Raw genomic sequence first — 21,995 nt, 5'->3', positions numbered from 1 at the left:
CCGCCGGCTCGCGTTCCGCCGCCGCCGGGGAAGCGCCCGCCAGGCCCTTCTCGTTCGCGCCCCCGAGCGCCTTCTTCACATCCCCGGGGACCCCCTGCCGGGCCCTGGCCTCGCCTTCGGCCTTCGCGCTCGCGTCACCGCCCTTGCCCTTCCCCGCGCCCGCTTCCTTCTCTCCCGCGAGGCCCTTTTCACCCTCGGGTCCTCCCGGCTTCTTCCCGGGCCCTGCGGCACCCTCCGCGCCCTCTGCCTCCGCGCCCTTGCCGCCCTTGCCCCGGGCGCCCTCTGCCTCCGCGCCCTTTGCGTCCTTGCCCCGAGCGCCCTGGTCCTTCGTGTCGGCCTTGCCTTCGACTGGCGCTCCTGGCTCCTTCCCGGCGACACCGGCCTTCGCCTCAACCGACGCTTTCTCCTGGCCGGCCTCACCCGCGAGACTCGCCTCACGCGGCCGGGCCACTTCAGCGGGGGCCTTTCCTTCTGGCGTCTGGAGCCCCGCCGTCCTGGCTTCAGCGGCCTTGCCCTCCTCCTTCTTCGCCCCAGCGGATCCGGGCGCCCGGCTGGACTCCGCTGCCTCGCGAAGCGCCTCGTTCGCACCGGGCGACAGCGCGGGCTTCTCCTCTCCCCGGGTCTCCTTCGCCCGCAGCGACCGCGCGAGCCTGCCGGCGAGGCCACCGCCCACGGCCGCTCCGGGGCCCTGCTTCATTCCCAGCTTCTTCCGGACGGGTGCGGGCTCCTCCACGCCGGCCTGCCGCTCCGCTGCCGTCTTCGCTTCCGGACCGGCGCCGTCTTCTCCGGGCGTCTGCTCCTGCGCTCTTGCGGCCTCGCCTGCTTCCGCCTCCGCGCCGGCCTCTTCTGGCTTCTTCCGCTTCTTCCCTGGCGGCCCGCCCGTGACTTCTGTGCCGTTGGCGTCTTTCGCCTCCGTCGGCCCGGCGGTCTCGGTGGCCTTGCCTGGCACCGGCACCGGCACGCTCAGGGCCGGCGCGCCCGCACCGGACAGCGCCTTGCGCATCAGCCGGTTCCGCGTCGACCCCGAGTACCCACCCTCCGTGACGCCAGCGGGCTGTCCCGACATCACCCTGGAGGCGGCCGTATCAGCCTGCATCTCGGCAGGCTCGTTCGGCGTGGAGACCTCGCTCTTGGCCTGGGGCGCGCCCCGCGCGGAGTTGCCCTGCTGCACGACGTGGGTGAGCTCGTGCGCGAGCAGCCTGTCGCCGCCCTCGGTCCCGGGGCGGTACTTCGACGTCCCGAAGGCGATGTCCTGCCCGGTGGTGACGGCCTCGGCCTGATGCTCGGCGGCGAAGCCCGCGGCGCGCGCGTCGGTGTGCACGCGCACCCCGTCGAACGAGCGCCCGAAGGCGCCCTCCATCCGCGACCGGGTCGAGGGCCCCAGAGGACTGCCGCCGGAGAAGCCCGGCTCGGCCGCGTGGGACACACCGGCGGACTCAGCGGCCCTTGAAGCGGGGGCCGCCGTGGTCGGCGCGCTCGTAGGCGCCGGAGTCTTCGAGGCCGGCTGTCCCACCCGCCGTCAGCCCTTCTCCGACTTCCGCGGCTGGCTCTTCGGCCCGCCGAGCCCCCGAGCGCGCGCGGATTGATAGGCCATCAGCGCCCGCAGCCTCGCCTCGCCCCTTCGGATGCGGAGCGCGAGCCGCTCCTGTGAGTCCTTCTCGATGCCCGTCCAGGCCTCGAGCGCCTTGCGCTCGGCCTCCTCGATCTTCGCGGCCTCCGCCTTGGTGGGCGGTTTCGTCGGGGGAGGAGTCGGAACGCTGGTGCCCGGCGGGGTCTGCGGAAGCTCCTTCTTGCCCTGCAGCGCGGCCTTCGCGAGCTCCTGGATGAGCTCCCGTCCAGCGGTCATCGTCTGCGTCAGCGTGGCGCTGCCCGAGAGCTCGCGAATCGACTTGAGCCGCTGTTCCAGCTGCGCGCGCCGCGCGGCCACGGGCGCGCCCGGGTTCTTGGGCGCGGGCAGTGTGGGGCGTGGGGCGCTGCCCTCGGGGGGCCTCACGACCTTCTTCATGTTCTGCGTCGGTCGCATGAAGTGCGTCCTCCTCGTCAAGGTGCGTTGTAGTTGGGAGCGGTGATGACGCCGGTCTGGCTCCAGTTCGGGATGCTGAAGTCCACCGCGTAGTTGTGCGCGAACACGATCCGGCTGTACGCGTTCGTGACGAGCATGGAGTCCGCCCGGTTGCCCACGATCTGGAGCCCGGAGGTCGCGTCCGGGACCCCCGACGAATACGTGTCGTACGGCGACTTCACGGTCACGTTCGGCAGGCCGACAACCAGATCCCCCGACACCCAGTTCCCCTCCACCTGGGCGTTGTACGCGAACTCCCGGACGACCAGGCCCACGGCGAGCGCAGGCAGGTAGGTCTGGAAGATCGACTGGACCTCAGCGACCCGGACGGTGCCCCTGGCGACCGCGTTCGCCGGAGCCACCCACGGCTGCAGGGACTCGATGAACCGCGGAGAGGTGCTCGCCACTCCGGAGGTCGTGTACGTGTAGGGGGTGAGCACGATGCTCCCCTCGACGCGGTTGTCCTCGACCTGCCAGTCCCCCGACGCATTGGTGATGCCCAGCGCGATGTGGCTGCTCTGGGCCAGCTCCAGCCTGTTGCCGGACACGACGTTGCTGCTCCCGCTGCCGATCCGGAGCCCGCCCGTGAAGACGTTGCCGCGCACGGTGCAGCGGTAGAGCTGCTCGCCCCTGCATCCCAGCCCGGTGAAGCGGTTCGCTTCCACGACGAGCTCGTGCGTCCCGGCGCCCGTCTCGCCCGCGGTGGCCCAGAACGGAACCGACGCGGTGACGGTGTTGCCCTGGACCAGGACGTCGTCGCGCTCTCCCTCGCTCCAACGCTCGGAGAGCAGGATGCCCACGCTCCCACCCTTCTCGACCTGGGACTCCGCGTTGAGCGAGATGATGTTGTCCTGCACGGCGAGGTGGCCGCCGTCGGACAGGTAGAGGCCGATCTGCCTCGCATTGAGCATCGGCAGGCCGAGCACCTCGTTGGAGAAGATCATCTGCTGGCCGCGCACGGTGTTGCCCTGCACGACCACGTCGTTCCCCAGTGTGAGCACCCCGACCGCGGCGTTGATCTGGTTGTCCGCGACGCGCAGCCGGTGGCTGCGCACGGCCTGCTCCCCCTCCCAGGGAGGCGGAGCCGTGAGCATGCAGGCGACCCCCACGGAGACAGCCTGGAAGCGGTTCGCCGTCACCGCGATCCCCTCCATGTTCACCACGGGCGGACCGCTCTCCTCTTCATTCGGCTGGAGGGTCGGCCCGAACTGGATGCCTACGCCATAGGCCGTGAAGTGGTTGTTGTGGAGGTTGAGCGCATAGATGCCTGGATACGTGATCTCCGTGGCGGGCAGCGGGCTGCCGTCAGCCCGAGCCGCGAAGAGGATGCCGCGCAGGCCCGCGAACGAGCACCCCTCGATGTCCACGGTATCGACTAGCCGTGGGAGCCAGAGCCCGGCCGCGCCGTACCCGGTGAATCGGTCCCCGGACATCCGGGCCTGGTACAGGACGTCGATCCGGACGCCCGTCCTCGAGCCCGAATACTCGTTGCCGACCGACTCGAGGTTGTACGTGTACCCGAGGAACACCGGGGTCCCGCAGAAGAACGCGCACCGCTCGATGACGCTCCGCCCATAATCGAGTTGCCCCGCCACGAGGCCGACGCTTTCGTCGGAGAAGTAGCGGACGTTCGACTCGAGGAGCTTCGTGACCGCCTGCTCGAGCTTCTCGTCCGGCGCATCGGCGAGGACCTTGCGGCGTTCCAGGTCGAGCCAGCCCTGGAATGAGCTGCCCCGGAGCCGCAGGCTTCCGATCCCCTTGGAGTGGATGCCGGCCTTCTCGAAGACCCCCACCGACTCGACGAGCTCGGCCACGAACACGTACTCAGCGAGGACGCCCCACGTGCTCAGGAGGATCGAGTCCTCGGCGTGGATGGACGTGCCGCCCCGGATGTCGGGGTACAGCTCGAACGGCGTCGCTTCCTCGGGCTTGATGACCGGCAGCTCGGGCTCGGCGACCCGGATCGCGATGCCATCATCTCCGGGGTGGACCAGCGCCGTGCGCTCCAGGCGGATCCGTGTCAGGACGATCTCCTCGTTCCCCTCGCCCCCTGGCGAATCCCCGGACAGCGTGAGCTGCACGATGGGGCCCGACGTCTCGCGCGCGAAGACGAGGAGATCGCGCAGGGTGAGGCACGCGTCCCCATCCACGAAGAACACCGGGGCGTCGCCTCCAAGGCCCAGGAGCGTCGCGTGCGGACACCCGGCGAGCGTCACCCGCTTCCCAGCGACTTTCAGCGTCCCGTGGATGCGGTAGATGCCGCGCTCCAGGCAGAGGGTCCCGCCCTCGACGGCGTCGTCGATGGCCTTCTGGATGCGCGCGGTGTCGTCCGCCTGGCCCTCGGAGGGCGAGAGCGACACGTCGCAGCACCCGCCGTCCTCCTTCTCGTACAGCTCGTCGATCGCCTCCTGCACGGTGTCCGCGTCGGTGCCGACCTTGCCGCCGTCGTACGCGATGTCGTCCGCGTTCAGCTCGCAGAGCGCCGAGTACTGGTGGTCGTACCAGCGCACGAGCAGGAGCGGCGCGGACTCACCCGTGTATTGGAACAGCGCCAGCGGCGCGAACAGCCGCTCCGGACCGTGGGGTGACTCCTGCCAGGGACCGTTCTGGTTGTCCTTGATCTTGCGCACCTCGTGCTGCCAGTAGTCCCCCGGACGGAAGGCCGCGCCCAAGAGCTCGATGGTGATGCCATCGCCCAGGTCGAACACGGTGACGGGCGGGTCTCCCAGCGCCTTGGGCTTCGTGACCAGCAGGCCGTGCCAGACCCGCGCCTTGCGAGGAGCCTGGACCTTGTTGGCGAAGTCCCCCGGCACGTTCACCGGCAGCCGCGTCACCGCGTCGCGCAGCTTGAGCTGCCCGGAGGTGGCCGTCGTCTCCGCGTAGAAGAGCTGCCCGACCGAGCGCTGCGAGGCCCTGAACGACTTCGCTCCGAGCGCGACCTCGGCGGGGGCGCTGTCGCCCAGGTCGTCGGTCTCGTCGATCAGCTCGATGAGGTCTCCGTCCTTCACCTCGGCGCCGGGCGCGAGCGTCAGGCTGGTGAGCGTGTTCGCCACGGAGGCGACGGCGAACACGTCCGAGCCGTTGTTCTTCGACCACTTGATCTCGACGCTCCCGAGGGCGCCTCCCTTGTGCACCTCGAACCGGTAGAAGCGGTTGTCCGCGCCCGTGTAGCCGCCGGCCTCGGGAATCGCGCAGGGGTCCAGGTTGTCCGGGGCCACCTTGGTGGTGAGCTTCAGCTTGCCCGTGCCCGCGTCGACCTTCGCGAACGCGGCAGGCACGTCGCCCTGACCCGCGAGCGGATTGCTCCCGTCATTCGCGAACACGGCGAGCTTGACCTGACCCACCGCCTTCGAGCGCACCGTCGTGTCGAGCACGCCGCCCAGCGCCTGCTCCAGGATGCCGCCATCCTCGATGCGCGTGATGAGCCGCTCCCACCCTTCCAGGTAGGCGACCACGTAGCTTCCCGCGACGGGCGTCGTGTCCCCCGAGCCGAAGCCCTTGCTGGTCGGGAAGGTCGACTCCCAGAACATCCCGTCGTCCGCCGACTCGACCGCGAGGCCGTTCAAGTAGTACCGGCCGCGCGTGTACGAGAACAGCGGCGCCTTGGTGGCCGCCTCGAAGCCCTCGATGAAGCCGATCCACGCCTCGTTCGAGGCGCCCGCCGCGGAGAAGCCGATTTCAAACGTGTCGTACTCGGCGGGGACGCCCGCGGGCACCAGGACGTCGTACGGCTTGAAGGTGGTCGCGTCGTTCGCGGCGACGGCCACCGCGCTGACGCCCTGGATCCGAACCTCGACGCTCGCGTTGGCCCGCAGCCAGAGGCGGACCTTCGGATACCGGGCCTTGCCCAGCTTGCGGCGGGCGTGGATGGGGATGAAGCCGCCCGCCACCTTCGCCCCCACGTAGAGGGACGGGAAGCGCTCGTGGTACTTCGCCCCGTAGTCGCGGTACGCCACGAACGTGCCGCCCGGTGCTGGCAGCGTCACGCCGTCGAGCGTCTCGAACACCGCGAGCAGCGGGCCCGGCGTCGCGAGGTAGCCCAGGTTCGGACTGCCCTGTTCACAGCCCACGTCCGACGCCAGGTCGCGCAGCAGCGTGTCAGCCGCGTCGACGCTGGCCGCGATGTCGCTATCAAGGACCAGCCGCCCCTCCTGCAGGAGCACGCGCCGGTACTTCTCCTTGCGCCGGGCATCCGGGCGATGGCCTCTGGTGAAGTCACCTTTCATTGTCGTTCTCTCGCCGGTGTCTCAGGTGTCGCCGAGCCATCTGGCCCGGCGCGCTAGTCCATCCGCAGGAGCCCCGTCTGGAGCCCCGCGGGGGTGTATTCGATCAACCTCGTGAGCAACGCATCGCCCCGCTGCGCGAAGCGCGCGCCGTGGAACGCTCCCATCTCCGAGCCATCCTCCGCGCCGCGCGTGATGGACCTCGGGCACTCCTCGGACAGACGGAGGTGCGCGGCATCGGTCCGGTCGCGCGTGACGAACAGGGGAATGTCCTCGGTGACCCGATGTCTGCGTGGCAGCAGGCTCTCCGGCTCCACGCGGCTGTAGCGGACACAGCCGTGGAACCGGTCACGCGCCCGCGCCACGTCGGTGAAGAGGCTCTCGCTCGCCTCGATGACGCGCACGTCCACCGAAGGCCCGCCGCCCAGGTCCGCGCGCAGGGCCACCACCGTCGAGCGCTCGAAGCGGACCTCGCTGTCGATGGCCAGGACGGCCATTCCGCCCGCGGCGTCGAGCACGCTCTCCTCCACCATGACGGTGGCGGCCCCGTTCACCTGGAGCCTGGGCGCGAGGCAGCGGAAGAGGTTGATGGCCGTGTCCGAGCCGGCCGCGGCCGTGAACCGCCAGAGGTCATGTGGCGTCAGCGCGGTGCAGAACCGCACGTCGACCTCCTTCGCGGGTGGCAGGTCCAGGGCCAGCGTGGCCGGAACCGGCGGCGCCCCCGGATAGGTGGTCTGCCGGATGGCGAGCCCGTGCAGTGTCAGCCTCTCGTACGTCGGGGGCGCGCCGCTCGCCCACGCCGCGCCGAGCAGGAGCACGGGCCGGTGGAGCTCCGCCGCCTGGACGGTGAGCGACGTCACGTTGGCCGGCCAGACCAGCGCGCTCTCCGCATACGTCGCGCTGTCTTCAATCTGGATGATCTCGTGCGCCGCCGCCTTCACACCCTCCGCGACGACGGCGGCGAGCGCCTCCCCGAGCGTCGAGTAGCGCGGGAGTGCCTGGTACGAGAGGGGCGCGCCCCGGTGCAGGCTGCCCCCTCCGAGCACGAGCCGCGTCGGCGCCGGCAGCTCCTCGGCGAGCAGGGGCTCTCGCGCGTCGGGGCGGGCCCCGGTGTGGAACGAGTAGCCCTCCAGGTAGTCGACCGTGACCGGGCGCGGCGGCCAGCCAGCGGCCCCCGTGTGCACCGAGGCCACGGTGAACGGCGCCGCGGGTTCGCTCTTCGCGAACGAGAACAGCCCGTGCGCGGGATCGATGTCCAGGAAGCCCGCTGGCGTCGCGAGGCCGAGCTGGGGGCTCATCGGGTCCTCGTTCTTCCACCAGCACAGCGTGCGCTGCCGGAGCTGGCGGCGGCGGAGCGTCTTCGCCTCGCGAATGGGGGTGATGGCCCCGCACGCGAAGCGCGCCACCTGCAGGCTGCCGGCCCAGACCGTCGAGCCGTCGAGCCTCACCGACACGGCCTCGCTCGCGAAGGCGAGTGACGGAGACCACCCCGCGAGCGGCGGCACCTTCGTCTCGAGCGCCGGAAGGTGGATGAGGACCGCCTCCGCCTGGTCGCTCGTGAATGACACCTCGCATGCCGGCAGGAGGATGCGCTTCGTGTCGGACTCCAACCGGAGCCAGAGCTCGGCATCGTCCCGCGAGGCCGCGGCCTCCCGCGCGAAGAACGCCCACGCCGTGCGCAGCTCCGCCGCGCTCGTCACGTCGGTGCCATCCTCCTTGAAGGCCTTCCACGCGGTGACCGCCGTGGGGTCCGAGCCCGTCCACGCCAGCTGGAGGAAGGGGCGGATGAGGTTCTTGACCCGGAGCGCGAACACCAGCCGCAGCGCCACGGCGTTGCCCGCCGTCACCGGAGCCCCGGACACGTCGAGCGCGCGTGGACCGTGAACCACCACCGGCCCCCGCGCGGTCGCGGAGGGAAGGCTCCGCCACGGCTCGGGCTCGGAGGTGAGCGGCAGCGGGGGCCACGCCGGTCCCGGCCCGGCCGACAGCGCCTCTCCGGGCAGACGCAGCCCCTGTGGCGTGACGACCAGCGCGGTGCCTGGGGGATCCGCGTCGTACACGCTGCCGTCCGCCGCGACGAACAACCACCGCTCTCCCACCACCCACGTCGCGGGGAGCTCCACGGCGAGCGCGCCGGCGAGGAACCCCATCGTGGCGAGGCGCGGATCCGCGGGCGGCATCGCGGCCGAGGGCGCGCGGCAGGCGATTTCGATGACGGCGCCCGGGAAGTACCCCGCGCCTCCGTCCGCCACGAGCCGCAGCATGACGGCATACGGCCCCGCCACGGGCCCCGCGAAGCCGAGGGACGAGGTCCCACCGCGCGCTTCAATCCGCACCGCGCCGCGAAGCACGCCCGCGGCGCGGTTGGGCACGTTGGCATCCGCGCCGGTGAGCGGCACGGCCATCACTCCGACCTGGACCGGCGACGACAGCCGCTCCGCCACGTGCGAGAGCAGCAGCACGTCACAGAGGTCCGCGGCGAGCGCGCGCTCCGCGGGCAGGCGGATGGAGGCCCGGGCCTCCTTCGAGGCCGTGGCGACGGCGGCGGGCAGGCCCGTGAAGCGCACCGTGAAGCGCGCGCCGCTGCCACCCTCCTGGTCGAAGTAGTCCCCCGGGCGCTCGGCGAAGTGCAGCGGCGGCACGCGATCCCCCGCGAGCCGGTCCTCCGCCGAGGCGCGCCGCACGCGGAGGGGCACGTCCGCGCCCAGCGGGTGGAAGGCGAACCGGTAGTCCACCTTGGGTGCCCCGCCGCCGTCGTAGAGGGTGCGGTCCCTCGCGGTTCCCTCCGTGACGGGGAACAGCTTCGTCGGGTACAGCCAGTGCGCGACGTGCTTGGGATGGTAGCGCCCGGTGGTCCGGCCAATCCGGCGCGGATCCACGGCGTGGAACGCGGTGTCGAGCGGGCCCGACGCGCGCTCGGCGATCGTCGCCGCCCCGAGCCCGGCGATGGTCCGCTCGGGCCGGTAGAGGTCCAGGTCCTGGGCGAGCAGGATCCGCTTCCACCCCTCGCGGCTCACCGCCAGCTGACCGGAGAGGTCTCCCGCCATCTCCTCCAGCATGGCGGGGGTGCCCTTGCGGCGGCGCCACCCGACCGTGCCGCGCACGTCGCGCCGGTTGGACGGAGCCTCGGGGAAGACGAGCCTCATCCCGATCATGTCCGCGAGGTACGGCAGAACCCAGTCCGCGCTCTTGTCGATGAAGAGGTCCGCGTGCAGCTCTTCGATGTTCTGCCGCGTCCGCGCGATGGGCGCGGCGAGGATGCGCAGGAACTTGTAGAGCTCCTCCACGCCCTTGGGGGCGAGAGACTTCTGGGGCTCGCGCGTCCCTTCCGCCATGTCGACGACTCGGTAGAGCGCCGGCAGGTGCGAATAGAGCAGGTCCGTGACGAGGCTCCGGACGCCGGGGTCGAGCGTGGGGGTGTCGCCGCCTTCGCCGCTCATGGGACCTCCGGGGGAAGGATTTCGATGTCCTGGGGCGCGAGCACGAGCATCTGGTTCGGCCGCGCGATGACGGTGTCAGCCACCCGTGGAGGCTGGCCCTTGCCGACCTCTTCGAGGGTGTCGAACAGGAGCAGCTTGACGAAGCGCACGCCGGCGGCACGCTCGATGCGCTCGTAGACCTCGCTCAGGAACGCGGGCTGTCCCAGGTCTCGGGCCACGAAGGCGAAGAGGCCCGGCTCGGCCTCCGAGGTGCCGCAGAGCGCGTCACGCACCGCGCGCTCGACGGTCTCCCTCAGGTACGACGGGTCGCTCTCCAGCGACAGCTTGAGCGTGAGCCCGACGAGTTCCGGGCCCACCACGTCGAGCAGCACGGTGGTGTCACGGCGGGCCTGGAGGAACGCCTTCACCGAGGACGCGGTCGCGGCCGTGCCTTTCGCGTCGGCGACCACCACGCGAATGCCCTCCACGTCGCCCTCGAGCTTCGTCCACTCCGCGCTCGCCTTCACGATGCCGGGGAACAGCAGCGCCAGCTGCTTGTGGTCCTCCACGGACACGGCGCGGTCGAACGTCCGGATGTAGCCCGTCGCCTGCGTGCGCACGTCCTCGGGCTCGGCCGGGGCCGCGCCGCCCTTCACCGCGAGCGGGTTCGCCACGCGCTCCACCAGGGCATGCGCCTTCTTGAGGCGGCTCACGGCGAAGGCGTCCGCGTCGCCATCCGGGCCGATGCCGGTGCGGTACGTCGCGACGATGTGGTTCCTCCCGGAGGAGGGAATGGCGCCCTGGAGGCCGTCCCCGAACACCACGCTGACCGTGCCGGTCTCGTCGCGCTGGACCAGGTAGCACCGGTCCTCCGGCGACGCCCCCACGAAGTCCACGACGCGGCGCCACAGCACGTCGGCCACGCGGACCTCCAGCTCGGGCTCCGCGCCGTCCGGCGAGGGCAGGTACGTGAGCGGCTTCTGCTTGAGCGGGAGGCGCAGGAAGGGCGTGCTCCCGTCCGAGCCGCCGAGCACCTCCGTCGCGGTCTTCCCGTGGGAGATGCGCGCGACGTTGCCCAGGATGCGAAGCGTCCCCAGCGCCCACGGGGCGCCAGCCTCGGGCGGCTCCACGGGCTCCCAGGTGACCTGCGTCCGCACGGCACCCGCGCCGTCCGCCCACGACCCCACCGTCGTGAGGCGCACGACCTCGAAGCGCCCTGCCCCTCCGCGCTCTCCCAGCGCGACGAGCCGGCCGGGCTCCAGGTCCGCAGCCTGACGGTCGAGCCGGACGGGCGTCGAGCCGGGCTGCGTGACGGTCACCGGATTGGGTCCGGTCGCGACCAGGGGGACCTTCACGCCGAAGCCGAGGAGCCACCGGCTGGTGCGGATGTCCTGACCGCTCCGGGTCAGCGTCGTGCCGCCCGCCTTCGCCTGGAGGGCGGTCACGGTGCGCGCCACGCTCACGGTGGGCGTCTCATTCAGCACGGTGGTCTTGGCCCCGTCCGGCTTCGTGGGGTCCACCGGAATCTGGACGACCACGTGGCGGACCTTGGAGAACGTGACGTTCCTGGACGCCTCCGCCGTGACCTTGAGCGCCGAGGGCCCCGCGCTGGTGACGCGGACCCCGGGAGAACCGGCGACCGACTTCTTGAGCTCCTCGGAGAGATAGAGGTCGTTCGCGTCGTACGCGGGCGTCACGGTGTAGCCGGAGGCGGGGTACGAATCAGGGCTGGCCGGAAGCTCGCCGCCTTGCAGCTCCGCCTCCGTGAACGAAGAGGCCGGCGTGTCCCAGCCGAAGAGGTGCAGGTCGTGCGCCGGCTTCGCCCAGACGACGGCGCCCGGGAAGTCGCTGTCGCTGCCGGTGAGGGGCTGCTTCACCGTGAGCCGCGTCCGTCCCCCACCCTCCACGGGCGGTGCGCTCACCTCGTGCGCGGTGATGGTGGTGCCCCGCTCGAGGACCACGAAGTCGCCCTGCGCGATGCCGAGGCCCGTCCCTTCCACCTCGAACGTCGACTTGCAGGCGAGCGGCAGGACCGCGAGCGCGTCGTACGGGAAGAGCTCGCTCCACGCCGCGCTGACGGTCACGTCCTCGGTCGTCTCGTAGTCCTGCGCCTTCTTCTCGCCCACGGACGCCGAGCCCATGGCCAGGCCCCGGAGCACGGTGCCGGACACGCCTTCCTTGAGGGTCAGCACCACGTACCCGGTGGCCGCGAGGCCCGGTCCCGGCTCGTAGCCCAGGCGGCGTCCGTGGCGCACCAGCGCCTTCGCCGTGAGCGCCGTGCCCAGGAACGCGTCGTTCGCGTACCGGTCCTGATAGGCGCCCAGCGTGTGGCCGAGGAGCGCCGCGAGCTCCATGAGCGTGCCCGCGAAGTCGCCCTGCGCGGTGGAGGGTGGAAAGCCCAGCTCGTGCGAGGCCAGCGTCCGCTGCTCATCGAGCAGGTCGGCGAACTCGTCCGGCAGGTAGTCGAGCACGGTCCGGCCCGCGAGGGGCTCGCCCGTGGTGGAGTACGCGGTGCGGAAGCGCGGTGGGCGGCTCACGGGGCGACCTCCTCGATGACGAAGTCCTTCTCGGTGACGCCCGCGTCCAGCCCGACGACGAGGACCTTCAGCTTGCCGTGGTCCGGCATGTCGTCGTCGCCGTCGTTGCGGACGACCTCGGTCGGCGCGAGCGTGATTCGCGGCTCGACCTCGGTCGGAGACAGCACCTTGAGCTTGCGGAACCGCAGGGCCTTGACCGACCGCACCCCCGGGATGCGCTGCACGAACGCGAGCAATTCACCGACCTCCAGCGCGTCGCTGAAGCTCAGCCGGTCCGGGTGGAAGTAGCCCGGGTTGGCGGCGGAGCCGGGCCGCAACGCCGCGAGCACCGCCGAGCGCACGCGGTGGGGCAGCGAACCCGGCTCCACGCAGATGCCGAGCCGCACGTCGATGGGCACGTACTCCGCGGCGCTCACGAAGTGCTCCCGCCCCGTCATGCGCAGCGCGTCGATACGGTCGAACACGGCCTGCCGGAGCGGCTCGGAGAGCCCCGCCTGTCCTTCCGGATCCACCAGGACGAGCACTGCGTTGAAAGGCCCGCCCAGGAGTCTGGCGGTCGCGCGCCCCACGTTCTTCACGGTGGCGGCGGCCGCGGCGTAGTCGGCGAGCGAGACGGCGCGCTCGACGGGGCCATGCCGCAGCGACGCCGGGATGCGCAGGCGCACGGCCTCCCGTGTCTCCGCCCGGAGCCCGCCCCTGCCCGGGAGCACGTTGACTCCGCGCAGCCCGGTGAAGCCGGCGACGGCGGACTGGCCGGGCACGAAGCGCGTCAGGACGCCGGCGCCCACGTTGCCCGCGACGGCGTCTCCCGTGCGGTAGTCCACCACGATGTCGCCGGGGAGCTGCTCGCTGTTCTGCTGCGCCTGGCTCAGCGCGTCCTCGGACCAGACTTCAACGGCGCGTCCCTGCTTGCCGTCGCCGAACTCCAGCCACAGCGAGCCGTCCTCGTCGGCGGTCGCGACGAAGTGCCTGTCGAACGACTGGGAGGCATGCAGGTGCTCCACCCGCTGCCACTTCTCCGACCCGATGGAGAGCTCCACTCGGACCGAGGAGACCGTGAGCCCCGCCGCCGTGACGGAGGACTCGAACACGACCTGCGTCTCCGAGAGCCGCAGCGCGCGCAGCAGCAGGTGCGAGAATCCTGGCCGCCGCTCCAGCACGTAGCTCTGGCGGTCGCGCGAGAAGGCCGCCTCGGAGCGGCTGTAGCGATCCTGCCGGGACCGGCCGAACCGGGCCCGCCCCAGGTTGCCGTGAACTTGGAGCGCGTCCGGCTCACCCCATGCCGGCCGCACCGCGGTGCCGAGCGGCGGCTCGAACGCGACGACCGTGACCTCGGACTCGTTCGCGTGCGGGGCGTCGGAGGCGGAGGCCGTCCAGCCGGGAAGCCGCTCGTGGCGGAAGCCCGTGAGGGTCACGATCTGCGCGGGAGGGACGGGTTCGCCCGGCGGCGTCGTGGCGAAGTGGTTGCCCTGCACGAACGCCAGCGTCTGGCCCACGTAGAGGTTCTCGACCGAGCCCCAGAGGAGCACCTCGCTCGAACCCGCGGGGATGATGGCGTCCTCCGCCCCGGGCCAGGCGGCGATGGGCAGCACGTTGTGCGCGGCGAGGACCCGCGCCCGCTCGGTGAGCCAGAACACCACCTCCGCGCCGCTCGCTCCGGCCGGGGTCGTGATCTCAACGCCCACGGGCAGGTAGCCGTCGCTCTGGGCTTGGAAGCACAGGAGCGTCTCCGCCGCGGTGCCGTCGAACAGCCGGGTCCCCAGGATCTCCGCGTGCTGTCGGAGGGAGTACCGCTGGCTGGCCGTGTCGACGAAGGCCTCGTTGGCGACGCGGTCCTGGTAGTAGCTGAGGAAGTCGCCGTGGTGCGCGAGCAACTCGACGAGCACGCGCTCCAGGGCCGCGGGCGACAGGTCGGCCCACGCCGGGTTCTTCACGCGCACCCAGTCGCCGAACATCTGCACGAAGCCCGCGAAGTCCTTGGTGAGCAGGTCCACCGCGGGCCGCGGCTGCATCGCCTTCGGGGGCTTCTCCGCGAGGGGACGGCAGTCGCCGCGCTCGCAGCTCAGCGTGAAGTCGAACGTCGCGCTCCCGAAGAAGGGGTGGACTCGCGGGCTGGACGGCCCGTCTCCAGCGGAGAGGAGCGTCAACGTGTACTCGGACGCGTCCCCCACTTTCGACAGCGCGAGCGTGACGGTCTTCTGGGCGCCGTCCTCGCCCACGTAGGTGAAGCCGAGGTCGGTGATCCGCAGTCCGCCGGAGATGGCGAAGCTCTTCTCCGAGAACTGGGGAGCGACCCAGGTCCGCTGGAGGTGGACGACGAGGGTCGCCGACGTGGGCGCCTGTTCGTCGGGAAGGAGCTTCAGCTCCAGGTAGTCGATGCCCTGGAACAGCGCGGTCCCATGGCGGCCGGACCACTGTAGCCACGGGGAGGTCACAGCCTCACCTCCAGGTTGCGAGGCTTGCGGTCGGTGCGGCGGCGGAAGGCGATCTTCACCCACAGCTCCCCGTCCTCGGGGGAGGCCTCCACGTCCACGCCGTCCACCAGGATCTCATCGCCGATGTCCCGGCGGAGCGACTGCGAGATGCGGAACTCCAGCGCGCCAATCGTCAGGTCGTTGAGCTCGTCGAAGACGGCGCGGTTCAGGCCCACGCCGAAGTCCGGCCGGTTGACGCGCTCGCCCGGCGCGGTGAACAGGACCGCGAGGATCTTGTCGCGCAGGTGCTTGTCCGCGTCATCGATGACGGCGACCCCGCCCTGGGCGCCAAACCGGAACGGATGCTGGAGGAAGCGATCGGCCATGGGGTGTCCTCCTCAGGTGATGGGCGCGGGCGGAGGGCCGGGCGGGATGGGGAAGATGACGAGGGTCGTGGACGCGAGCAGCGTGCACGCCGTGGCGACCTGCTGCGCCTTCTGCGACACCGACGCGTTCACGTCGGAGAACACGGCGATCATCTGCGACACCGCCGCGCCCGCCGCGGCCGGGAACGACGCCGTGCCGGGCGGGAAGCTCTGGCCCGCCATGTACGCCGCCACGCCCATGGCCAGCTGGGTGCCCGCGGCCTGCGCTGACTGCGCGGCGAGCGCACCCGCCGCCGCCGCCGCCAGCTGGGACTTGCGCGCGAGCGCCGTCGCACAGGGGATGCCCGCCGCCTGCCCCGCCGCGAACCAGCTGGACACCGCGGTCGCGAAGTGGTCCCCGGACGCGTTCACGTCCTGGGGATAGGAGCCTCCCTCCGGGACGAGCCAGGTCTGTTCGAGCTGGGTCTTGAGCGTGTCGAACACGAGGGGCATGGCGGGCCTATTCGGTGAAGGACTTCTTCGACAGGTGGCTCGACTGCATGGGCTGGGCAGGAGGCCCTGAAGGCCCGACGCCGGTCGGGTGCGTGTGGCTGTTGAAGAGCTGCATGAAGTCGTCGCCCAGGACCACGGCCTGCTTCGCGGCATCACCCAGCTTGATCTTGTCGGCCTTGATGATCAGCTCCCCGTCCTTGGTCAGGCGCAGCTCCACCTTGTCGTCGCCGTGGGCGAGCACGACGAGCCCGCCGTCGTCATCCATGAAGACGCGGTGTCCCGCCTTGGTCCGGAGCACGTGCTTCATCGGGCCGGCCTTCGTGTCCTCGGAGGTGGGCACCTCCGTGCCGCTCGCGGTGCCCAGGTCTCCAGCCTGGCCAGTGCTCTCGGGAGCGCCCCAGAAGCAGCCGGACCAGATGGGCCGGCTCGGGTCACCGGCCGCGAACTCGATCCACACCGTGTCACCGACCTCGGGTGTGAACAGGAAGCCGCGGTCCTTTCCGCCTCCGTAGGGCACGCACGGCAGGGCCCAGCCCGTCGCGACGTCCTCGCCCAGGACGGCGGGCACCTTCGCGCGAAGGCGGCCGATCTCCAGCGGGTCCTGGTTGTCGGTGACGACGGCCTCGTATTTTCCATAGAAGCGGTGAACGAACCGCTCCTCGAACGTGCGCAGCAGGTCTTCCACCTTCATTGCGGCGGAACCTCCTCGGCGCTCTGGCCGAAGTCTTCTCTTCCGGAAAGGCCCAGCGCGTTGCGCTCGGCGACGAAGGTCTGGCTGATGACCCCTTCGTCCACCGTCGTCCGGACGGCGCGCACGTAGTAGACGCCCGCGAACATCCGCCCCACGCCCTTGATGAGCACGGGGCGCCGCGCGCGGAGCAGCCCGCGGTACAGGGGCGTGTCCACCTCGCCCCGCGCCTCGACGGCGAAGAGCGCGCGGTCGGTGGCGGCCGAGCCCTCGTCGGCGATGGCCGTCTCCGCCGGAAACGGGTCGCGCAGCAGGGTGACGGCGCCGGTCGCCCCCGCCTGCTTCAGCCCCTTCTCCAGCTCGTCGCCCACCAGCGCTTCGCCCAGCGGGTCCAGCTTGGGGCTGCCATCGGAGCGCACGATGCGCTTGCCAATGGGGTCTATCGCCGCGCCCTTCACGCGCGTGGGCCCGGTCATCGTGGCCTGGAGGTCCAGCCACTTGAGGTTGGGATCGTCCCGCAGGAGGGTGAGGTCGGGCTGGGGCGTGTCCTTGATGGCGCGCGGCCGGAAGTACGCCGTCACGGCGCCGCTCTGCGGATCGGGCTCCAGGTAGCAGACGAAGCCGTTGCGCCGGGCCAGGCGCTGGACCAGTTCCCAGTCCGTGCCGCGCTGGACCAGGAGCTGCTTCTTCTCCTCGTGGCGCGTGCCGGTCGTCTCGCCGGAGAACGTGAGCTGGTAGCGCGAGAAGACCTTCTCCGCGGCCTCGGTGTCGGTGACGTCGGGATAGGCCTCCACCCGCTCCTCGGCGGCGAGCAGCACGGCCGCGTCCATGGCGAGCACCTCGACGTAGCAGTTCGACTCGACGGACTCGAAGTGCGGTCGCACGTGAGTGACGAAGCCCTCGAAGAGGCGCACGGAGTTGCCGCCGGGCGGCTCTATCTGCACGGAGACCTTCGCGGAGGGCACGAAGAGGCCCTCGTCGAGCGGCGAGAACTCGCCCTCGGGCGACTGCGTGGCGTTGAACCGCAGCGCGAGGAAGCTCGGGTCCGCGTCGCTCTCACGCACCTCGATACGGGTGAGCAGACCGAGCACCGAGGCCTCGATCGGCTCCCCATCGATGGATACGAGCATGCGCGGATCCGGCATGGTCCCTCAGCGGTTCGGGGGGATGAGGACGGGCCGTCCGGGGACGAGCACGTCGAACGGGTCGAGGACGCTGGAGGCGTCGCAGATGCGCCAGAACTTCTTCGGATCGCGGAAGTACTGCTGGGCCAGGTTGTCCAGCCGCTCCCCTTCGCCGGGCGAGTGGAAGAAGACGCCACCCGTCGCCGGAATCTCGCGGAGCGACACGAGGGTGACCTCCTCCCCCGAGGCGTCGGTGGCGGTGTCCGTGGGGGTCTTCGCGTAGCGGCTCGTCTTGTCGATCACGGGTGGGCGCCTTTCGTCTTTCAGAGCGGCAGGATGTTGGTGCCCTGCGCGGCCGTCGTGTCGAGGAACTGCCGGGCCATCTCCGAGCGCTTGGACGCGGTGAAGGAGAGCGCGTCCTGGACGGCCTTGTTGTCCTTGGCGTCGGCGTCGGTGAGGACCTCCAGCTGCACGTCCACCTCCGCGCGGATGGGGTTCAAGTCGCGGTTGTGGCGGGTCTCGTTGACGTTCATCCCGGTGATGCGGACGGGCAGCACGCGCTTCTTGCCCCACACGAACAGGACGGTGGGGCGCTGCTTGCGCGCCTTGACGGGCTCCTTGCCGTCGGAGCTCCGGTCCTGCGGGCTCTCCGCCGGGAAGAGCAGTCCCTCCAGCGCGCTGACCTCCGGGAGGATGCCCAGCTCCGCAGGCAGGCTCTCCGCGCCCTGGAGGCGGTCGTCGAAGTCGAACCGCACCTGCACGGTGAGGGTCTGCTTGACGTTGCCGCTCGCGGCGTCCGCCCCCTGCTCTCCCTTGCCGGAGCCCTTCGCCGCGCCCTCGGTGCCGGAGCCGCTCTTGCCCTGCTCGACCTGGAAGGCCCGGGTCAGGATCTCGGGGTTGAAGCGGAACGGAATCACCCGCTTGTCGCCGTTCGGGTAGCCGCCCGGCTCATACGCGATGAATGCGCCTCGCAGGTAGCTGACAGGATCGCTCACGGGAACCTCCTCATGACGGCGGAATACAGCTCGTCGGCCAGCCGCTCCGCGCCGCGCTCGGACAGCAGCTCGTCCGCGGGGAGCGTGTCGAGCGAGAGCCGCTCCAGGGCGAGCTCCTTCACCCCGGAGCGCGCGAGAGGAGACTTCGCCAGGCGCTCGGCGAGCCTGCGCAGGGCGTCCTGCACCGTCGCCTGGACGGCCTGCTCGCCGGCCCCCTCGGAAAGGCCCATGACGGAGATGCTGTCGATGCGAACGGAGATGCCGCTCATGCGCGCCCCCTCGCCCAGACCCGGAGCTTGCCGTTCAGCTCCTGCTCCTGGCCCGGAAGGTGGACGGCGAGCGGCCCGAAGTCCTCCCGCGAGCGCCCGAGCCCGACCTTCTCCAGCTCCCGGTAGGTGGCGCGGACCAGGTGCTCGATGCGCACGAGGCCGTCGGGTTCAGCCGCGGCAAGGTGCGCCGCCGAGACACCGATGTTGTAGATGCTCCCGCCCGCGAGGGTGAAGCGCTCCACGAAGGGCCGCAGGTCCAGCCCGGGAGCCCAGCGCGCGGCGGGAGGCAGCGAGCGCTGCCACAGCGACGTCCGCATGGAGGCGTCGGGCATGGGGAACTCCAGCACGAACCGCAGGCGGCGCAGGAACGCGGTGTCCATGTTGCTGCGCAGGTTGGTCGTCAGGATGCTGATGCCCTCGAAGGACTCCATGCGCTGGAGCAGGTAGGCGACCTCCACGTTCGCGTACCGGTCGTGCGCGTCCTTCACCTCGCTGCGCTTGCCGAAGAGCGCGTCGGCCTCGTCGAAGAGGAGGATGCCGTGCCCCGCCTCGGCCTCCTCGAACACGCGCGACAGCGCCTTCTCGGTCTCGCCGATGTACTTGGAGACGACCTGGCTGAGGTCGATGCGGTAGAGGTTGAGCCCGAGCGCGCTCGCCAGGCACTGCGCGGCGAACGTCTTCCCCGTGCCGGGGCTCCCAGAGAACAGACACGACAGGCCGCGGCCGAGCGGCGAGGTGCCCGAGAGGCCCATCTCGGCGCGCACCCGGGGCGCCGCGCGGTAGAAGCCCACGATGTCGACGAGCGTGTCGCGCAGGTGCGGCGGGACGACGAGGTCGTCGAACACCGCGCGCGAGGAGAGGTGCGTGACGAGCCGGCCCATCTTCCGCGCCCCCTGGGCGAGGAGCTCCGCCGCGACGCCCTCGGCGTCAACCCCGGAGGAGGCTCCGCCCGAGAGGCGCTGCTTCGTGGCTGCGGCGCGGGAGGCCGCGCGCACCTCGTCGAGGCTCGAGCGGAAGCGGAGGGCCAGCGCCGAGGCCACGGGCCCTTCGCCGAACTCGGCCTCGAACACGCGGCGGCGCGAATCGAGATCGAGCTCCGGAAGATCCACCGTGGGCCAGCCGCCGGTGTACGCGTTGTGTGGCACGAGGAGCACCACCGCGGGGAGGTGCCGCGACACCATCCGGATCCACGGCTCGGGGAAGGGCCGCGACTGGCAGGCGGCGTGGAGGTCCACCACGGGGAGCCCGCCCCGCAGGCGCATCACCTCGGCCGCATCCGGCGGCTCGTCCGCGCCCGTGCCGACGAGGAAGGCCGTCTCACCGGCCACGGAGGCCAGGTCGAGCCCCAGCTGGCGCGACGTGCGGGCCGTCCCGGCGCGAAGGCACAGGACCCCTTCCTCGTCGAGGATGGCACGGGCGCCCTCCACCAGCGCCCGGGGCAGCCCGAGCATGCGGGAGGGAGGTTCGCGCGTGACGGCGAGCTGCGTGGGTTCGACGTCGGGCACGTCCCCGAGCAGGTGGCGCCGGGCCTCGGCGGGGGAAAGACGCACGGGCACCTGCGCGAGCGGCTTCTGGACGGCCACCTCGATGCGCTCCAGCAGGCCCATGCGCTCCGCCGGCCCTCCGGCGATCGCCTCGGACAGGGCGCGCTCGAAGGGGACGCCCTGCGCGGACACGAGGAGCCGGGCGAACGCGGCCGGCGTCACCAGGTGGACGCGCTCGTCCTCGGCGAGGATGCTCATTGCCGCGGCGCATTCCGGGTGGGCTTCCACCGCGGCGGCGAGGACGACGAGCCAGGTGCCCTCCTCCGAGAGGCCGAGCCGGCCACGCAACCGGGCCGTCATGGGGTCCTGCTGGAGCAAGCACGCGCGCATCCGGGCGCCGAGCTCACGGAACCGTTCGGGTGCATGCGCGAACCCGGCCGCCGCGTCGAACGTGGAGGCCTCGCGCTCGCGGACAGCGGCCTCCGCGCCGAGCAGCGCCAGCTCACGCGCGAGCGCGAGCGCGGACACGGGAGGAGGCGCGGCACCACTCATGCCTTGACCTCCACCGTGACGAACGGGGTGAACTGCACCGGCACCGAGGCCCCGAGGGTGAGTTCGACCGAGCACCGGTAGTCGCCGGGGAGCACGTCGGGAACGGTGAACTCGACCGAGGTGGGCGTGACGGTGAGGCCGCCAATCCGGCGCACGTCGCTGGGCGCGAAGATGCCGCCGTCCGGCCAGAAGTACACCTGCGTGGCGGACGCAAGCCCCTGCCCCTCCAGCTTGAGGAGCGCGCCCTTCGCCACGGAGAGGACCTTCGGTCCGTCGACCGACCAGGTGCCCGCCGGGACGACCCGAAGCTCGGCGGGCTCCGACCCGACCTTGCCGCTCATCACCGAGATGCGTTGGGCGCCCGGCTCGATCGCGTTCGGTCCCGCAGTGGGCAGCTTGAGCCCGAGAGCGCGGCCCGGCTCGATGACGTCGAAGCCACCGGCGACGAACTTCCGGGTGCCAACCCAGACCGCGTCGACAGGAGACGAGAAGGCGCCGTCGATGCGCAGGTAGCCACCCTGGGCGAGGCTGTTCGGCACGAGCCGCGCGATCCTGGGCGGCGTCGCGATGGAGGGCCCGGTCAGCACCACGCCTCCCGGAGCCACCACCGGGGACACCGGGGTCGCGGCGAGCCTGCTCACGAGCTGCACCGGCCCCACCTCGTAGAGCAGGAACGGCCGGTGTTTGATCTGCAGCGGAGAGAAGAGCTTCTCCATCAGGTCCGGCGTGAGCGGCACCAGGTTGAGCGAGATCCTCCCCTTGCCGCTGTTGCTCGGGAGTGCCGGGATGGGCAGCTCGATGTGCGGCTCCGAGTGGAAGATCCGCAGCACCTCGCCGATGAGGCGGTGCGCGCCAGCGGAGTTGGTCTCGGGGTCCTCGCCGTAGCCGGTGATCAGCACGAAGAGGGACAGCGACGCAGGGGGCGGTGACGACGTGCCGTCGGGGTTGCGGATGTAGCCGTCGTTCTTATGACCCGCCTGCTCGTTGACCCAGAGGAGCGACACCCGCAGCTCCTCGATGGTGATGGCGCTGTCGGGCGGAGGGCCGGCGATCACGTTGCCCGGCGGCGGGGTGATCCGCGTCTCGAGGACGTGCTTGATGGCCTCGGTCGCGTGGTAGAGGTTGTTGAACGTCGCCACCTACCACCTCCCGCCGAAGGGACCGAGCGGGAGCCCCGGCTCGATCTGATGCGCGCGCGGCGCGTGCACCGTGACCGGCCGTGGCGCGGGCGCACGGCCGCCGACGATCTCGATGCGGCCGACCGAGATGGAGATGCTCGGTGGCGCGGGACGTGCGGGGGAAGGCGCGCGCTCCGGCGCGGGCGCGGGGACGGGGCGCACGCTCGCGGCG

General features: G+C 71.4%; 15 protein-coding genes and 1 pseudogene. All 16 read right to left on the bottom strand.

The features are described from left to right. Positions 1-1,426 (bottom strand): eCIS core domain-containing protein (locus D7W79_RS18020; RefSeq protein WP_147441956.1); only part of this gene is annotated, 1,426 nt, incomplete at its 3' end. Positions 1,427-1,519: 93 nt separating this feature from the next. Next, a complete protein-coding gene (locus D7W79_RS18015; RefSeq protein WP_120526619.1) occupies positions 1,520-2,023 on the bottom strand; it encodes a hypothetical protein in 504 nt (167 codons plus the stop codon). Positions 2,024-2,040: 17 nt separating this feature from the next. After that, a complete protein-coding gene (locus D7W79_RS18010) occupies positions 2,041-6,288 on the bottom strand; it encodes a DUF6519 domain-containing protein (protein ID WP_120526618.1) in 4,248 nt (1,415 codons plus the stop codon). A 53-nt stretch (positions 6,289-6,341) separates the two neighbouring features. Further along, positions 6,342-9,725, bottom strand: a complete 3,384-nt coding sequence (locus tag D7W79_RS18005; protein WP_120526617.1) for a hypothetical protein — start codon at positions 9,723-9,725, stop codon at positions 6,342-6,344. Beyond that, the gene (locus D7W79_RS18000; RefSeq protein ID WP_120526616.1) at positions 9,722-12,241 is read right to left on the bottom strand and encodes a baseplate J/gp47 family protein; all 2,520 of its coding nucleotides are present in this window, start codon (positions 12,239-12,241) and stop codon (positions 9,722-9,724) included. The genes D7W79_RS18005 and D7W79_RS18000 overlap by 4 nt, the downstream gene beginning before the upstream one ends. Continuing rightward, positions 12,238-14,676 (bottom strand): baseplate J/gp47 family protein, encoded by a 2,439-nt coding sequence (locus D7W79_RS17995; RefSeq protein WP_120526615.1) that lies wholly within the window; start codon positions 14,674-14,676, stop codon positions 12,238-12,240. The genes D7W79_RS18000 and D7W79_RS17995 overlap by 4 nt, the downstream gene beginning before the upstream one ends. Then, positions 14,673-15,041 (bottom strand): GPW/gp25 family protein, encoded by a 369-nt coding sequence (locus D7W79_RS17990; RefSeq protein ID WP_120526614.1) that lies wholly within the window; start codon positions 15,039-15,041, stop codon positions 14,673-14,675. Before D7W79_RS17990 ends, D7W79_RS17995 begins: the two co-directional genes overlap by 4 nt. Before the next feature lie 12 nt (positions 15,042-15,053). Further along, on the bottom strand, positions 15,054-15,533 hold the full coding sequence (locus D7W79_RS17985; protein ID WP_120526613.1) for a hypothetical protein: 480 nt from the start codon (positions 15,531-15,533) through the stop codon (positions 15,054-15,056). Between the two features lie 7 nt (positions 15,534-15,540). Then, the gene (locus D7W79_RS17980) at positions 15,541-16,224 is read right to left on the bottom strand and encodes a phage baseplate assembly protein V (RefSeq protein ID WP_120526612.1); all 684 of its coding nucleotides are present in this window, start codon (positions 16,222-16,224) and stop codon (positions 15,541-15,543) included. Next, positions 16,221-17,366, bottom strand: coding sequence for a phage late control D family protein (locus D7W79_RS17975; protein ID WP_120526611.1), 1,146 nt, complete (start codon positions 17,364-17,366; stop codon positions 16,221-16,223). Before D7W79_RS17975 ends, D7W79_RS17980 begins: the two co-directional genes overlap by 4 nt. 6 nt (positions 17,367-17,372) lie before the next feature. Continuing rightward, positions 17,373-17,648: a LysM domain-containing protein gene (locus D7W79_RS17970; protein WP_120526610.1), complete on the bottom strand. Its 276-nt coding sequence runs from the start codon at positions 17,646-17,648 to the stop codon at positions 17,373-17,375. A gap of 20 nt (positions 17,649-17,668) precedes the next feature. After that, positions 17,669-18,340 carry a CIS tube protein gene (locus tag D7W79_RS17965; RefSeq protein ID WP_120526609.1) on the bottom strand — a complete coding sequence of 224 codons (672 nt, stop codon included), beginning with the start codon at positions 18,338-18,340 and terminating at the stop codon, positions 17,669-17,671. Beyond that, positions 18,337-18,609: a hypothetical protein gene (locus D7W79_RS17960; RefSeq protein WP_120526608.1), complete on the bottom strand. Its 273-nt coding sequence runs from the start codon at positions 18,607-18,609 to the stop codon at positions 18,337-18,339. The genes D7W79_RS17965 and D7W79_RS17960 overlap by 4 nt, the downstream gene beginning before the upstream one ends. Beyond that, positions 18,606-20,645, bottom strand: a complete 2,040-nt coding sequence (locus tag D7W79_RS44525) for an ATP-binding protein (RefSeq protein ID WP_120526607.1) — start codon at positions 20,643-20,645, stop codon at positions 18,606-18,608. Before D7W79_RS44525 ends, D7W79_RS17960 begins: the two co-directional genes overlap by 4 nt. Next, positions 20,642-21,784: a Pvc16 family protein gene (locus D7W79_RS17950; RefSeq protein ID WP_120526606.1), complete on the bottom strand. Its 1,143-nt coding sequence runs from the start codon at positions 21,782-21,784 to the stop codon at positions 20,642-20,644. The genes D7W79_RS44525 and D7W79_RS17950 overlap by 4 nt, the downstream gene beginning before the upstream one ends. Then, positions 21,785-21,995 (bottom strand): annotated as a pseudogene (locus D7W79_RS44520) (hypothetical protein); the annotation flags it as partial.

It is taken from the genome of Corallococcus exercitus (assembly GCF_003611585.1).
GTDB classification, from domain to species: Bacteria; Myxococcota; Myxococcia; order Myxococcales; family Myxococcaceae; genus Corallococcus; species Corallococcus exercitus.
Note: the sequence above shows the minus strand (reverse complement) of the source record. Positions and strands in the feature narration are given on the sequence as shown.

Bases quoted from the DNA above. Each gene is read 5' to 3' on its own strand.
- D7W79_RS18015 (WP_120526619.1), bottom strand. From the start codon at position 2,023: ATGCGACCGACGCAGAACATGAAGAAGGTCGTGAGGCCCCCCGAGGGC.
- D7W79_RS17975 (WP_120526611.1), bottom strand. From the start codon at position 17,366: ATGCCGGATCCGCGCATGCTCGTATCCATCGATGGGGAGCCGATCGAG.
- D7W79_RS18010 (WP_120526618.1), bottom strand. From the start codon at position 6,288: ATGAAAGGTGACTTCACCAGAGGCCATCGCCCGGATGCCCGGCGCAAG.
- D7W79_RS17960 (WP_120526608.1), bottom strand. From the start codon at position 18,609: ATGAGCGGCATCTCCGTTCGCATCGACAGCATCTCCGTCATGGGCCTT.
- D7W79_RS17990 (WP_120526614.1), bottom strand. From the start codon at position 15,041: ATGGCCGATCGCTTCCTCCAGCATCCGTTCCGGTTTGGCGCCCAGGGC.
- D7W79_RS17980 (WP_120526612.1), bottom strand. From the start codon at position 16,224: ATGAAGGTGGAAGACCTGCTGCGCACGTTCGAGGAGCGGTTCGTTCAC.
- D7W79_RS17985 (WP_120526613.1), bottom strand. From the start codon at position 15,533: ATGCCCCTCGTGTTCGACACGCTCAAGACCCAGCTCGAACAGACCTGG.
- D7W79_RS44525 (WP_120526607.1), bottom strand. From the start codon at position 20,645: ATGAGTGGTGCCGCGCCTCCTCCCGTGTCCGCGCTCGCGCTCGCGCGT.
- D7W79_RS18005 (WP_120526617.1), bottom strand. From the start codon at position 9,725: ATGAGCGGCGAAGGCGGCGACACCCCCACGCTCGACCCCGGCGTCCGG.